Origin of the sequence: Micromonospora sp. (genome assembly GCF_048594385.1) — a bacterium.
Classification (GTDB): domain Bacteria; phylum Actinomycetota; class Actinomycetes; order Mycobacteriales; family Micromonosporaceae; genus Micromonospora; species Micromonospora wenchangensis.
The window spans coordinates 1-13,971 of sequence record NZ_JBMDWU010000254.1; the positions used below are offsets into that span (position 1 = coordinate 1).

Consider the following 13,971-nt stretch of genomic DNA (forward strand, 5'->3'; position numbering starts at 1 on the left):
GGTGGGGGCCGCCGGGGGGGGGAGGCTCCCCCCCCCCACCCCCGGCGGCCTACCCGGGGGTTGCGGCCCCCCCCGCCGGGGGGTGGGGGGCGGCGGGCGACGACCTGCCTTGACGGGACCGGGCTCGCGACTGCCCGGAACCCGGTGCGGTCCGCGAAACCGCACCTGCCCGGGTCGACGCCGCGAAACACCGCCCGGGGGCGTTGGAACGGGTGTGCGAGTGAATCGAACACTCGTTCTAACTGCTCTGACAGTACACCCTGCCCCCGACGAAAACGCAACGTCTGGCGTACGGCGTGCCAGCGACGATTCCCAGCCCGCGCACAGCGACGGCAAAGCCTGGCCCGAGGTCACCGCCGCAGGGTGGAACGCATGAGTGAAGGACCCGCCGGAACGACCCGCGGATGAGCGCCACCGTCCTGGACCGGGGTACCCCGCGCCGGCCGTTGCCCACCGCCCCCGGCTGGTGGGCCGACCTGGCCGGCAGCGCGGCGGTGCTCAGCCTGCTGGTCGTCGTCGCGCTCTGGACCGCCGACCGGGGGGTGCAGGAACTGCTCTCCGGGGTGGCCACCGGCCTCACCTCCGCCGGCCGGCTCACCGGCCTGCTCAGCGCCGACCTGATGCTCGTCCAGGTGGTGCTGATGGCCCGGGTGCCGCTCGTCGAACGGCGCTTCGGCCAGGACCGGATCGCCCGTTGGCACCGGCTGGCCGGCTTCACCTCGTTCCACCTGCTGCTGGCCCACGTGCTGCTGACCACCCTGGGGTACGCCGGCACCGCCCGGGAGAACCCCGTGACGCAGCTCTGGCTGCTGGTCACCGGGTACCCGGGGATGCTGCTGGCCACCGCCGCGCTGGCACTGCTGGTGCTGGTGGTGGTCACCTCCGTCCGGGCGGCCCGCCGTCGGCTGCGCTACGAGTCCTGGCACCTGCTGCACCTGTACGCGTACCTGGGGATCGGGTTGGCGCTGCCGCACCAGTTGTGGACCGGCGCGGACTTCGTCGCCTCGGCCGCCGCGCGGGCGTACTGGTGGACGGTGTACCTGGGGGCGCTGGGCAGCGTGCTGGTGTTCCGGCTCGGGCTGCCGGCGTACCGCTCGCTGCGGCACCGGGTCGAGGTGGCCGCGGTGGTCCCCGAGGCACCCGGCGTCACCTCGGTCTGGTTGCGCGGGCGGGACCTGGACCGGCTGCCGGTCCGGGCCGGGCAGTTCTTCGGCTGGCGCTTCCTGACCGGCCCCGGCTGGTCCCGGGCGCACCCGTACTCGCTGTCCGCCCCGCCGACGGGCGACCTGATGCGGATCACCGTCAAGGACCTCGGCGACGACAGCTCCCGGGTGGCCGCCCTGCGACCGGGCACCCGGGTGCTGCTGGAGGGCCCGTACGGGCGGCTGACCGGGGAACACTGGCGCGGCGGCGGGATCACCATGCTCGCCTGCGGGATCGGCGTCACCCCGCTGCTGGCCCTGCTCCGGGAGCTGCCGTACGCACCCGGGCAGGCGGTGCTGCTCTACCGCGTGCGTACCCCGCAGGAGCTGGCCTTCCGGGCGGAGCTGGAACGGCTCGCGGTCGAACGCGGGGTGTCGGTCCACTACCTGGTCGGTCCGCGCGGCCGGCAGCCCTCCTGGCTGCCCGGCTACGCGGCCGGGCTCCCGGACGCCGAGGCGCTGCGTCGGCTCTCCCCCGACATCGCCGACCACGACGTCTACCTGTGCGGCCCGGACGGCTGGGTCGACGCGGTGCAGGCCGCGACCCGGGCCGCCGGGGTGCCCGAGCGGCACGTCCATCACGAACGCTTCGCCTGGTGACGGGCGGGAAGGGGGAACCGTGCGACGGATCACCATCTGGCTGCTCTCCACGGTGACCGCCCTGGTGCTGCTGTTCAGCTACCGGACCAGCACCATGGGCGTCGGCGGGGGTACCAGCGCCGTCGCCGTCGACCGCGGCGGCACCTCCCCCGGCTCCGGGGACACGCCCACCGGCGTCGACCCGGGCTCGGGCGCGCCGGGCGCAAACACCGGCGAGGGCGGCGACGGAAGCCACGACGGGTCGGTGGCGCAGACCCGGTGGGGGCCGGTGCAGGTCCGGATCACCGTGGCGGGCGGGCGGATCACCGACGTCACGACCCTCCAGGTGCCCGACGGCAACTTCCGGGACCAGCAGATCAACGACTACGCGGTGCCGATCCTGCGGCAGGCGGCGCTCACCGCGCAGAGCGCCCGGATCGACACCGTGTCCGGGGCGACCGTCACCAGCGACGGTTACCGCGAGTCCCTCCAGGCCGCCATCGACGCGGCGCACCTGAGATGAGCACGCCGACGGGCCGGACGGCGGAGCTGGACCGGCGGGCCTGGGTGGTGCAGGTGATGGGGCTGCCGGTCAGCGTGCACCTGCGCGGCCCGGACGTGCACGACGACGCGGTCGCCGCCCGGGTGGAACGGTTCTTCACCTGGCTGGGCGCGATCGACGCGACGTTCAGCGCCTACCGGCCGGAGAGCGAGATCGGACGGCTGGCCGGGCGGGAACCCGATCCGGCCACCGCGAGCCCGCTGGTGCGGGAGGTGGCGGAGCTGTGCGAACTGGCCCGGACGCGCACCGGCGGCCGGTTCGACGCCCGGCGGCTGCCGCTGCCCACCGGCGGTGCCGGCTACGACCCGTCCGGGCTGGTCAAGGGGTGGGCGGTGCAGCGGGCGGCCGGGTGGCTGGCCGATCTGGCCGGGCACGACCTCTGTCTCAACGCCGGTGGGGACGTGGTGCTGTACGCCGGGGCGGACCGGCCGGCCTGGCGGGTCGGCATCGAGGACCCGGACCGCCCCGGCCACCTGTTGGACGTGCTGGACCGGCGCGACGGCGCGGTCGCCACCTCGGGCACCGCCCGGCGCGGCGCGCACATCGTGGACCCGCGTACCAGCCGACCGGCGACCGCGCTGCGGTCGGTCACCGTGGTCGGGCCGGAACTGCTCTGGGCCGACGTGTACGCCACCGCGGCGATGACCCGCGACGCCGACGACGCGCTGACCTGGCTGACCGGCCTGGCCGACCACGAGGCGCTGCTGGTGACCGCCGGCGGCCGGATCCGGGCCACCCCGCACTGGCCCGGCACCCGTCCCGGGTCGCCACCCGCCCGCTGACCCGCCACGGTGGGCGGCCGGGTGCGGGGCGTCGGGGCGTACCGGGGAGAATGGGCCGCATGCAGTCACACCCGAACGTGCAGGCGGTGCAGCGGGCGCTCGACGAGGCGGGCGCGCGGGACGGTTCCGGTGCGGCCAGCCGGGTCCGCCTGCTGCCCGCGGCGGCGCACACCGCCGTCGCGGCGGCCGACGCGCTCGGCGTCACCGTCGGCGCGATCGCCAACTCGCTGGTCTTCGACGCCGACGGCACGCCGCTGCTGGTGCTCACCTCCGGCGCGCACCGGGTCGACACCGCCGGCCTGGCCGCCTGGCTCGGGGTGACCCACCTGCGCCGGGCCACCCCCGACTTCGTCCGCACGCACACCGGGCAGGTGATCGGCGGGGTCGCCCCGGTCGGCCACCCCGGGCCGCTGCGCACCCTGGTCGACACCGCCCTGGCCGGGCACCCGCAGGTGTGGGCCGCCGGGGGCGTACCGCAGGCGGTCTTCCCCACCACCTACCCGGAGCTGCTGCGGATCACCGGCGGCACCCCCGCCGAGGTGGCGTGAACACCACCCCGGAGCTGGTCACCCTGCACGTGTGGCGGGTGCCCCGGGTCGCCGTCGGGCGGGCGTTGGCCCGGATGGCCCGGCATCCGTGGCGGCTGCGGCACACCCCCGGCGTACGGTTCGGCAAGCTGCTCGGCACCGGGACCGGCACCGGCTTCGGCCCGGGGGACGCCGACCTGACCCGGTGGGCGGCGCTGGTGGTGTGGGACTCCCCCGCCGCGGCGGCCGGCTTCGACGCCTCCCCGGTCGGCCGCTCCTGGGCCCGGATCGCCCATGCCTCGGCCCGGCTGGAGCTGCGCCCGGTGACCAGCCGGGGCGAGTGGTCGGGCCGGCGGCCGTTCGGCGAACCGGCGGGCGGCCGGGTCGACGGGCCGGTGCTGGCGCTGACCCGGGCCCGGTTGCGTCCCCGCCGGGCGCTCACCTTCTGGCGGGCCGTCCCGCCGGTCGCCGCCGCGCTGCACGCCGCGCCGGGGCTGCTCGCCCGGTTCGGTGTCGGTGAGGCCCCGCTGGGTTGGCAGGGCACGGTCAGCGTGTGGCGCGACCCGACGGACCTCGTGGCCTTCGCGTACCGTCACCCGGAGCACCGCGCGGCGATCACCCGCACCCCCACCGAGGGGTGGTACGCGGAGGAGTTGTTCGCGCGCTTCGAGGTGCGCGCAGTGGTCGGTGACCGGTCGGTGCTGGGTTGGGTCGCCGACGGTGATCCGCAACCGTGAGAGGACGCGCATGAGGTTGGTGCGGTGGACGCCGGAGGATCTCGTCCGGCGGCTCGACGACGTGGTCGCGGTGTACGGGGAGGCGATGGGCTACCGCAGCGACCTGCTGGAGGCCCGACGCGGCTACATCGCCACCCACGCCCGCCGGCCCGGGTTCCGCGCCGTCGCCAGCCTCACCAGCGAGGGCCACCTGGCCGGCTTCGGATACGGCTACCTCGGCGCGGGTGGACAGTGGTGGCACGACCAGGTCTACCGGGCGCTGGACCCGGACGCCCGGCAGCGCTGGCTGACCCACTGCTTCGAGGTGGTCGAGTTGCACGTCCGGCCGCCGGCGCAGGGGCACGGACTGGGCGCCCGGCAGCTCACCGCCCTGCTCAGCATCGCCGAGTGCGGCACCACCCTGCTGTCCACCCCGGAGGCCGACGAGCAGGCGTCGCGGGCCTGGCGGCTCTACCGGCGGTTCGGCTTCGTCGACGTGCTGCGGCACTTCCGGTTCCCCGGCGACGAACGACCGTTCGGGGTGCTCGGCCGGGACCTGCCGCTGCCCCGGCCCGACACGTCCGGGCCGGCCGCGTCGTGACCCGCCGGCACGTCCCGTGGCTGCTGCTGGCCCTGCTGGTGCTGATCCAGATCTGCTACCCGCTCACCACCGGGGCCACCCGGGCCCGGCTCACCGTCGCCACGGTCGTGCTGGGTTACCTGCTGTCGGTGGGGCACGCGCTGCTCACCCGGGGTCCCCGCACGGCGGCGGCGCTGGTCGCGGTGGCCACCGGCGGCGGGTTCGCCATCGAGGCGTTGGGGGTGGCGACGGGCTTCCCGTTCGGCAGCTACGACTACTCGGGGGAGTTGGGGCCGAAGCTGGCCGGGGTGCCGTTGATCATCCCGCTGGCCTGGACCTGGATGGCCTGGCCCGCCTGGCTGGCCGCCGTCCGGCTGACCACGCCCGCCGGCACCGTGCCCCCCGGCGGTCGGACGCCCGGCACCCTGACCCCGGGAGGGCACGTCGGGCGGGTGGCGTTGGCCACCGTCGGGCTGGCCGGCTGGGACCTCTTCCTCGACCCGCAGATGGTGGCCGAGGGCTACTGGGTGTGGCGCGACGCCACCCCGGCGCTGCCCGGGCTGCCCGGCATCCCGGTCAGCAACTACCTGGGCTGGCTGCTGTTCGCGGTGCTGCTGATGAGCGTGCTGCGCCCGCTGGCCGGGCCGGCCGTCGCGGTCACCGACTCCCGCGACGCCCCGATGTTCGCCCTCTACCTGTGGACGTACTTCTCCAGCGTGCTGGCGCACGCCGTCTTCCTCCGGCTGCCCGCCTCGGCGATCTGGGGCGCGGTGGGCATGGCGGTGGTGGCGGTGCCGCTGGCGGTGACCCTGCTGCGCGCCCGTCGCCGGCCCGCCGACCGGCCGGCACCGGCCCGCACCGGCGTCGACACACCGGCATGAGCGGCACCCGACCCGGTCGACCCGCCCCGCCCCCGCGCCGGCACCCGACACCGGGACGACGACCGCGCCGGGCCGGGTCGGTCAGGGCGTGGCGGTGACCGTCGTCGCGGTCGTGCTGGCCGTCGCGGTGACCGCGCTGACCGCGCACACCTGGGTCAACGCCCGGTACGGGCTGCGCCGGCCCGCCGACGGGCCGGTCGGGGTCGACGAGACGGTGGCGGTGCTGCTGCCGCTGCGCGACGAGGCCGACCGGGTCACCCCGTGCCTGCGCGCGCTGCTCGCCCAGCAGGGGGTGCCCGACCTACGGATCGTGGTGCTCGACGACGGCTCGACCGACGGCACCGCCGAGGTGGTCCGCGCGGTCGCCGGCGACGACCCCCGGGTCACCCTGCGCACCGGGGTCACCCCGCCACCGGGCTGGCTGGGCAAGCCGTACGCCTGCCACCAGCTCGCCGGGCACGCCGGGCCGGACGCCACCGTGTACGCCTTCGTCGACGCGGACGTGGTGCTCACCCCGTACGCGGTCGCGGCGGCGGTGACCGAGCTACGCGCCGCGCGGGCGACGCTGCTGTCGGCGTACCCGAAAATTCTGGTGCGGACGGTGGGTGACCGGCTGGTGCAGCCGCTGTTGCAGTGGTTGTGGCTGACCTTCCTGCCGCTGCGCGCGATGGAACGCTCGCCGCGGCCGTCGCTGGCCGCCGCCGGTGGGCAGTTCCTGCTGGTGGACCGGGCCGGCTACGAGCGGGCCGGCGGGCACGCCGCGGTCGCCGACCGGGTGCTGGAGGACATCGAGCTGGCCCGGGCGGTGAAACGCTCCGGTGGCCGGATCGCGCTTGCCGACGGCTCCCGGCTGGCCGCCTGCCGGATGTACGAGACCTGGCCGCAGCTGCGTGACGGCTACACCAAGTCGCTCTGGGCCACCTTCGGCCACCCGGGTGCCGCAGCCGCCGTGGTCGCCGCGCTGCTGCTGCTCTACACCGCGCCGCCACTGCTGGCGGTGGCGGCGCTGGTGGCGGGTTCACCGCCGGCCGCCGGGCTGGCCCTGACCGGGTACGCGGCGGGAGTCGCCGGGCGGGTGGTCGCCGCCCGCGCCACCGGCGGCCGGGCCTGGCCCGACGCGCTGGCCCACCCCGGCTCGGTCGTGGTGCTCGGTTGGCTGACCCTGCGGTCGTACCATCTGCGGAAGCGGCGTCGCCTGTCCTGGCGTGGCCGCCCGGTCAGCTAGGAGGCGCGGCATGGCGCGGATCGTGGTCATCGGCGCCGGCGTGGGCGGGCTGGCCACCGCCGCCCGGCTCGCCGTCAGCGGGCACGAGGTGACCGTCTTCGAACGGTCCGACACCGTCGGCGGCAAACTCGGCCGGCACGTCCACGACACCCCGGCCGGCAGCTTCCACTTCGACACCGGGCCGAGCCTGCTCACCCTGCCGCAGGTCTTCCACGAGCTGTTCGAGGCCACCGGCGCGAAGCTCGACGAGTACCTCGACCTGACCCCGCTGGACCCGATCGTGCGGCACGTCTTCCCCGGCGGCGGGCCGGCCCTCGACTCGTGTGCCGACCCGGACGAGTTCGCCGCCCGCATCGGCGCCGCCCTCGGCGACCGGGCCGCCGCCGACTGGCGGCGGCTGTGGCGGCGGGCCGCCCGGGTGTGGACCGCGTCGCACCGGGACATCCTGCGGCGTACCGTCGACTCGCCGCGCGACCTGGCGGCGCTGGCCTGGCGGCTGGGTGACCTGGCCGCGATCGGGCCCGGCCGCACCCTGCGCGGGCTGGGCCGCAGCCACCTGTCCGACCCCCTGCTGCGGATGCTGCTCGACCGGTACGCCACCTACACCGGCGCGGACCCGCGCCGCGCCCCGGCCGCGCTGGTCGCCGTCCCCTACGCCGAGCTGACCTTCGGTGGCTGGTACCTGCGCGGCGGGCTGGGCACCCTGGCCGACGCGCTGCTGTCCCGCTGCCTGGACCTGGGCGTGACGGTCCGCACCGGGGAGACCGTCACCCGGATCGACGCCGCCGGGGGCCGGGTGCACGGGGTACGCCTCGCCGGGGTCCACGCGCCCGTCCCCGCCGACGTGGTCGTCGCCAACGCCGACGCGCTCACCGTCTACCGGGACCTGCTGCCGCACCCGGGCCGGCTGGCCGCGCTCACCGACCGCAGCCTGGCCGGTTTCGTGCTGCTGCTCGGGGTACGCGGGGACTCCGGGCTGGCCCACCACAACGTCTTCTTCCCCGACGACTACGACGCCGAGTTCGACGCCGTCTTCGGCGACCCCGGGCGGGGGATCCGGGCCCGACCGGCGACCGACCCGACGGTCTTCGTCACCGTGGCCGACGACCCGATGGTCCGCCCGGCCGGGCACGAGGCGTGGTTCGTGCTGGTCAACGCCGCCCGCCACGGCACCGCCCCGGATGCCGTCGACTGGCGTCGGCCGGGGCTCGCCGACGCGTACGCCGACCGGATCCTCGACGTGCTCGCCGCACGCGGGGTCGACGTGCGGGACCGGCTGGTGTTCCGCGAGACCCGCACCCCCGCCGACCTGGACGCCGCGACCGCCGCGCCCGGCGGGTCGATCTACGGCACGGCCGGTGGGCTGCTCCGCCCGGCCAACCGGGGCCCGGCACGCGGGCTGTGGCTGGTCGGTGGCTCCACCCACCCCGGCGGCGGCCTGCCCAGGGTCACCCTGTCGGCGCAGATCGTCGCCGACGAGATCGGCCCCGCCTGGTAGGCCCAGCCCTGCCTGGCCCGCCGGGCCGGGCCGGTTGGCCGGGTGGCCAGGGCGGGTGGCCGCTGTTGCGGCGAAACAGCGGTGTCCCGCGTCTCGGAAGCCGCTGTTTCGCCGACATTGAGTTGATCATCGCCCGGCCGCGTCGCCGACCAAGCGGCGGGAGTGTGGCGGCGGGTCCGGCGTCGAGGAGGCGGGGGCGGGGCGGGGACCGGCGGCGGGGGTGGGCGGGTCAGCCGGCGTCGAGCAGGGCGCGGCGGACGGTGGACAGCAACTGCCCCAGGCCGAAGCCGGCCAGCAGCACCCAGACGGCGGTGGCCATGGTGATGGTGCCGGCGGCCAGGTCGAGGTCGATCAGCCCGGTCAGCCCGGCCAGCAGCAGCCCGACCAGGGCGACGCAGACCCGGGTGGGCCGCTCCCCCACGGTGACCGCGCCGATCTCCCGCATCCCGGCGGCCACCGCGCGGGCCCGCACGTACTCGTGCAGCCAAGACAGCGCGCCGGCCGCGACCACCAGCGCACCCGGCGCTCCGACCAGCCAGAACGCCGCCAGCCAGGCGATCTCACCGAGCCGGTCGGCGACCGAGTCGTAGACGTAGCCGAGCCGGGTGGTCCGGCCGGTGGCGACCGCGACCGCCCCGTCGACGCTGTCGGCGACCGAGGCGAGCAGCACGAACAGCGCGCCGACGATCGGCCCCTGCCCCGACCGGGCGCTGAACAACGGCACGCACAGGCAGAGCAGCACCCCACCGACGGTCACCGCGGTCGGGGTCACCCGCAGCCGACCCAGCACGTAACCGACGTGGTACGCGAAACGCAGCCAGGCACGGACCACCGGCGCGGCGACCCGGGGGTCGAAGCCGCCGTGCAACCGCGCCCACGCGGTCGCGTACTCGTCCCACTTCAGCTGTGTGCCCACCATCGGTCAACCGTCGCGGCGCGGTCGAGGTGTCGGGGCCTGCGCGTTCACACCCGGGCGTCGGCCCGCAGGCTGCGCCACACCTCCCGGGTCGCGGGAGAACGGTTGAGGGTGATGAAGTGGATGCCGGGCACCCCCTCGTCGAGCAGCCGGGCGCACATCTCGCTGGCCTGTTCGATGCCGAGCCGGCGGACCGCCTCCGGGTCGTCGGCGACCCGTTCGAACCGCGCGGCCAGCGCGGGTGGGAACGGCGCGCCGGACAGCTGCACCGAGCGTTCGATGGTGCCGATCTGGGTCACCGGCATCACCCCGGCCAGGATCGGGGTGTCGCAGCCGGCCGCCGCCACCCGGTCGCGCAGCCGCAGGTAGTCGTCGGCGTCGAAGAACATCTGGGTGATGGCGAACTCCGCACCCGCCCGGCACTTGCGGACGAAGTGCGCGGTGTCGCTGGCCACGTCGGCCGAGCGGGGGTGCTTGTAGGGGAAGGCGGCCACCCCGACGCTGAAGTCGCCGGCCTCACGGACCAGCCGGACCAGGTCCTCGGCGTAGTCGACGCCCTCGGGGTGACGGACCCACTCGCCACCCGGATCGCCGGGCGGGTCACCCCGGACGGCGAGCACGTTGCGCACCCCCACGCCGGCCAGCCGCCCGATCACGTTGCGCAGCTCGGCGACGGAGTGGTTGACGGCGGTCAGGTGGGCCATCGGCAGCAGGGTGGTCTCGGTGGCGATCCGTTCGGTCACCGCGACCGTGGTGTCCCGGGTCGAGCCGCCGGCCCCGTAGGTGATCGACACGAACGACGGGCGCAACGACTCCAGCTCCCGGATCGCCTGCCAGAGCAGCCGCTCCCCCTGCGCCGTCTTGGGCGGGAAGAACTCGAAGGAGAACGTCGGCTGGCGGTCGCGGATCAGCTCCCCGATCGCCGGCTGGGGATTGGGAAGGACGGAGGGAAGACCGAGCGCCACGTGACGACTCTAGCGGGCGACGCCGTCCGCCCTCACACACTTCCCACCGGAGCATCGACACCCGCCGAAACCGGCGTCGGCCGCCGCTGCGGACGACGTCGTACCCCGGGGGTAGAACGAGGGGGCGCGGGTGGCGTCGGTGGGGGCCGACGCCCGGGGTCACGCGCGGGGGGTCGGCAGCACGCGACCGTGGCACGTCGGCCGCCCCGCGGGGCGGGCGGGCCTCGCCGACATCCGCCGGAGGACCGATGACCCCGTCCGACCCCCGCCCGCTCGGGCCGCTGATCACGCAGCTCCGGCTGGCCCGGGGCTGGAGCCAGCGGCGGCTCGCCGACGAACTCTGCGCCGCCGCCGGCACGGCCACCCTCACCCGGCACGAGGTGTCCCGCTGGGAACGCTCGGTGCGCGTGCCGGGCGACCGCTGGCGGCGGCAGCTCGCCGTCGTGCTCGACGCCCCGATCGGGCCGCCGTCCACCGGGTCGTCCCGCGCCCGGCGGGCCGGTCCGGGCCGGAACCGCCGCACCGGGGCCGACGGGCCGAACGGCCTGCGGCCGAGCCGAACGGCGTCCGCAGGGGCCGGCCCGCCACCGGAGCGACGCCGGGCCGGCGCGGTGTCGGGGCGGCCCGGCGTCGGACGCGCTCCGTCCCGTCCGGCTGCCCGCCCCCACCGTCCGGTCCGCCCGGGGCGGGCAGCGGGCCGGGTGACGCGCCGAGGCGCTGGTGAGGCGGTGGAGGTGGGGACCGGCTAGCGTCGTGGCGTGACCCACGCTGCTCCCGTCTCCCCCGTCGACCGTGCCGGCCTACGGCAGCGTGTCGACAAGGCGCTGACCGAGTTCCTGGCCGGCCGGCGTAGCTGGATGGCCGGCATCGACGACGCCCTGACGCCGATCGCCGAGACCAGCGAGGGGTTCGTGCTCGGCGGCGGCAAACGGCTGCGCCCGGCGTTCGCGTACTGGGGGTTCCGGGGGGCCGGCGGGGTGGACGCCGACCAGGTGGTGACCGCCCTGGCGGCGCTGGAGTTCTTCCAGGCCAGCGCCCTGATCCACGACGATCTGATGGACCGCTCCGACACCCGGCGCGGTGAGCCCGCCGTACACCGGCGGTTCGCCACCCGGCACCGCGCCCACGGGTGGGGCGGCGACCCGGACGCCTTCGGCGACGCGGCGGCGATCCTGCTCGGCGACCTCTGCCTGGTCTGGTCCGACGAGCTGCTGCACTCCGCCGGGCTGGACCCGCACACGGTGGCGCGGGCCCGGCCGGTCTTCGACGAGATGCGCGGCGAGGTCACCGTCGGGCAGTACCTGGACGTGCTGACCCAGGCCACCGGGGAGGTGTCGCTGGACCGGGCGGGCAAGGTGGCCCGGTACAAGTCGGCCAAGTACACCGTCGAGCGGCCGTTGCTGCTCGGTGGCGCGCTCGCCGCCGCGTCCGCCGACGTGTGCACCGCCTACTCGGCGTACGGGTTGCCGCTCGGTGAGGCGTTCCAGCTCCGCGACGACGTGCTCGGGGTGTTCGGCGACCCGGCGCAGACCGGCAAGCCGGCCGGGGACGACCTGCGCGAGGGCAAGCGCACCGACCTGGTCGCGGCGGCGGTGGAGGCCGCCGACGAGGCCGGCCGGGAGCTGCTGCTCGGCCGGCTCGGCGATCCGGAGCTGGACGGGGACGGGGTGACCCGGCTCCGTGAGCTGATCTCCGGCACCGGCGCGCTGGCCCGTACCGAACAGCGCATCGTCACCCTGACCGACGCCGCGCTGGCCGCCCTGGCCGGCGTCGACCTCGACACCGAGGCCCGGCAGGCCCTGGTGGACCTCGCCATCGCCGCCACCCGCCGCGCCGACTGACCCGCCCACCCCGCTGGAGCCCTCCGCTCGAGCCCGTCGCTGGAGCCCTCCGCTCGAGCCCGTCGCTGGGGCGCGTCGCTGGGGGCGCGTCGCTGGGCGCGTTGATCAAGAGGTTTGCGTCACGGATGTCCCCGGGGATGACCGAAACCTCTTGATCAACGCGGTGCGGCGGACCGCCGGCACGGTGGAGGCCGGCGGGAGCAGGAGTGGCAGTGGGGTCAGAAGCCCAGGGCCTGGGCGCGGCGTTTGACCTCGCGGGCGTGGTCGCCGCCGAGGGTGGCCGCGCCCGTGCCGCCGGAGAGGGTGTCGTCGGGCTCGTAGAGCCAGCGCAGGGCGGCCTCGTCGTCGTAGCCGGCGTCGGCGAGCAGGGTGAGCACGCCGGGCAGGTGCTTGAGCACCGTCTTGTTGGCGACCAGGTCGGCGGGAATCCGGCGCACCCCGTCGCGGCGGACGGCGAGCAGTTCGCGGTCCCGGATCATCTGGTGGACCTTGCTGATCGACAGGTCGAGCCGCTCGGCGACGTCCGGGAGGGTGAGCCACGCGGCCGGGTCGCTGGGGCCGCCGAGGTCGCTGCCGGCGGACTGGTCGGCGGGTACGGGTTCGGTCACCGGACCACCCTGCCACGTCGCCCGGCCGCCCGTGCAGCGGCACCCCGTCGGGCCGGGGCGAGCGCGGCGGGACCGACCGGCACCGACCCCGGCTGTAGCATCCTGTTCAACCTTCACCCTCAGGACACATAGACTCCCTGCCGATGGACATACAGGTCGCCGACACGTTGCTGGGCTCACTGCTCGACGGGCGCTACCGCATACGCGGTCGCGTGGCCCGTGGCGGCATGGCGACCGTGTACACCGCCACCGACGAGCGCCTGGAGCGTACCGTCGCGGTGAAGATCATCCACCCGTCCCAGGCCGCGGAGGCGCGGTCCCGGCTGGCGGGCTTCCCGGACCGGTTCACCGACGAGGCCAAGGCCATCGCCCGGCTGACCCACCCCAACGTGGTCGCCGTCTACGACCAGGGCACCCACCAGGGGCTGCCCTACCTGGTGATGGAGTACGTCCGGGGCCGCACCCTGCGCGAGGTGCTGGCCGAACGCCGCCGGCTCAACCCCGACGAGGCACTGGCGATCATGGAGCAGATGCTCGCCGCGATCGCCGCCGCGCACCGGGCCGGGCTGGTCCACCGCGACGTCAAGCCGGAGAACGTGCTGGTGGCCGAGGCGCCCACCGGCGGGGTGGCCAACCTGGTCGACAGTGTGGTCAAGGTCGCCGACTTCGGCCTGGCCCGGGCGGTGGAGGCAAGCGCCGAGGAGGGCGACGGCAACCAGCTGATGGCGACCGTCGCGTACGTGGCGCCGGAGCTGGTCACCGACGGACGCGCCGACCCGCGCACCGACGTCTACTCGGCGGGCATCGTGCTGTTCGAGATGCTCACCGGCCGGGTGCCGTACGACGGGGACCGCCCGGTCGACGTGGCCTGGCAGCACGTCGACAAGGACGTCCCGGCCCCGTCGGTCCTGGTGCCTGGCCTGCCCCGGGTGCTCGACGAACTGGTCGCGCGGGCGACCCGGCGGGACCCGGGGGGCCGGGCGGCCGGCGCGGGCGCCCGGCGGGCCGGGGTGCGGGGGGCCCGGGGCGCCCGGGGCCCCCCCACCCCCCCCCCCCCCCGGCGGGGCCGGGGGGCCGGGGCGCGGGCGG

Annotated in this window: 15 protein-coding genes; 12 read left to right on the forward strand and 3 right to left on the reverse strand. The window is 76.1% G+C overall.

Annotated elements, in window-relative coordinates; genetic code table 11:
* Nucleotides 1-404: 404 nt before the first annotated feature.
* From ACOJTC_RS13280 to ACOJTC_RS13320, 9 genes are all read left to right on the forward strand, one after another.
* Nucleotides 405-1,802 carry a ferric reductase-like transmembrane domain-containing protein gene (locus tag ACOJTC_RS13280; protein WP_420117083.1) on the forward strand — a complete coding sequence of 466 codons (1,398 nt, stop codon included), beginning with the start codon at nt 405-407 and terminating at the stop codon, nt 1,800-1,802.
* Between the two features lie 19 nt (nt 1,803-1,821).
* Nucleotides 1,822-2,304 (forward strand): FMN-binding protein, encoded by a 483-nt coding sequence (locus ACOJTC_RS13285; protein WP_420117084.1) that lies wholly within the window; start codon nt 1,822-1,824, stop codon nt 2,302-2,304.
* Nucleotides 2,301-3,125, forward strand: a complete 825-nt coding sequence (locus ACOJTC_RS13290) for an FAD:protein FMN transferase (protein ID WP_420117085.1) — start codon at nt 2,301-2,303, stop codon at nt 3,123-3,125. The genes ACOJTC_RS13285 and ACOJTC_RS13290 overlap by 4 nt, the downstream gene beginning before the upstream one ends.
* Before the next feature lie 59 nt (nt 3,126-3,184).
* The gene (locus ACOJTC_RS13295; protein WP_420117086.1) at nt 3,185-3,673 is read left to right on the forward strand and encodes a YbaK/EbsC family protein; all 489 of its coding nucleotides are present in this window, start codon (nt 3,185-3,187) and stop codon (nt 3,671-3,673) included.
* A complete protein-coding gene (locus ACOJTC_RS13300) occupies nt 3,670-4,389 on the forward strand; it encodes a monooxygenase (protein ID WP_420117087.1) in 720 nt (239 codons plus the stop codon). Before ACOJTC_RS13295 ends, ACOJTC_RS13300 begins: the two co-directional genes overlap by 4 nt.
* Nucleotides 4,390-4,399: 10 nt before the next feature.
* On the forward strand, nt 4,400-4,969 hold the full coding sequence (locus ACOJTC_RS13305) for a GNAT family N-acetyltransferase (protein ID WP_420117088.1): 570 nt from the start codon (nt 4,400-4,402) through the stop codon (nt 4,967-4,969).
* The gene (locus ACOJTC_RS13310; RefSeq protein WP_420117089.1) at nt 4,966-5,829 is read left to right on the forward strand and encodes a carotenoid biosynthesis protein; all 864 of its coding nucleotides are present in this window, start codon (nt 4,966-4,968) and stop codon (nt 5,827-5,829) included. The genes ACOJTC_RS13305 and ACOJTC_RS13310 overlap by 4 nt, the downstream gene beginning before the upstream one ends.
* Nucleotides 5,830-5,923: 94 nt before the next feature.
* Nucleotides 5,924-7,054 (forward strand): glycosyltransferase, encoded by a 1,131-nt coding sequence (locus ACOJTC_RS13315; protein WP_420117090.1) that lies wholly within the window; start codon nt 5,924-5,926, stop codon nt 7,052-7,054.
* 10 nt (nt 7,055-7,064) lie between these two features.
* On the forward strand, nt 7,065-8,552 hold the full coding sequence (locus ACOJTC_RS13320) for a phytoene desaturase family protein (RefSeq protein WP_420117091.1): 1,488 nt from the start codon (nt 7,065-7,067) through the stop codon (nt 8,550-8,552).
* 229 nt (nt 8,553-8,781) lie between these two features.
* Here ACOJTC_RS13320 and ACOJTC_RS13325 read toward each other — a convergent pair whose 3' ends face one another.
* Nucleotides 8,782-9,471 (reverse strand): CDP-alcohol phosphatidyltransferase family protein, encoded by a 690-nt coding sequence (locus ACOJTC_RS13325; protein ID WP_204927790.1) that lies wholly within the window; start codon nt 9,469-9,471, stop codon nt 8,782-8,784.
* A gap of 44 nt (nt 9,472-9,515) precedes the next feature.
* Entirely contained in the window at nt 9,516-10,433 is a 918-nt protein-coding gene (metF, locus tag ACOJTC_RS13330; RefSeq protein ID WP_420117092.1) for a methylenetetrahydrofolate reductase [NAD(P)H], read from the reverse strand.
* A gap of 248 nt (nt 10,434-10,681) precedes the next feature.
* Here metF and ACOJTC_RS13335 point away from each other — a divergent pair, with 248 nt between their 5' ends.
* Nucleotides 10,682-11,182: a helix-turn-helix domain-containing protein gene (locus ACOJTC_RS13335; protein WP_420117093.1), complete on the forward strand. Its 501-nt coding sequence runs from the start codon at nt 10,682-10,684 to the stop codon at nt 11,180-11,182.
* A gap of 9 nt (nt 11,183-11,191) precedes the next feature.
* A complete protein-coding gene (locus ACOJTC_RS13340) occupies nt 11,192-12,274 on the forward strand; it encodes a polyprenyl synthetase family protein (RefSeq protein ID WP_420117094.1) in 1,083 nt (360 codons plus the stop codon).
* A 218-nt stretch (nt 12,275-12,492) separates the two neighbouring features.
* Here the strand turns inward: ACOJTC_RS13340 and ACOJTC_RS13345 are convergent, their stop codons facing one another.
* Nucleotides 12,493-12,882: an Rv2175c family DNA-binding protein gene (locus ACOJTC_RS13345; protein ID WP_088643009.1), complete on the reverse strand. Its 390-nt coding sequence runs from the start codon at nt 12,880-12,882 to the stop codon at nt 12,493-12,495.
* 143 nt (nt 12,883-13,025) lie between these two features.
* Here ACOJTC_RS13345 and ACOJTC_RS13350 point away from each other — a divergent pair.
* Nucleotides 13,026-13,971: protein kinase domain-containing protein (locus ACOJTC_RS13350; RefSeq protein WP_420117095.1), on the forward strand; the 946-nt coding region annotated here is incomplete at its 3' end.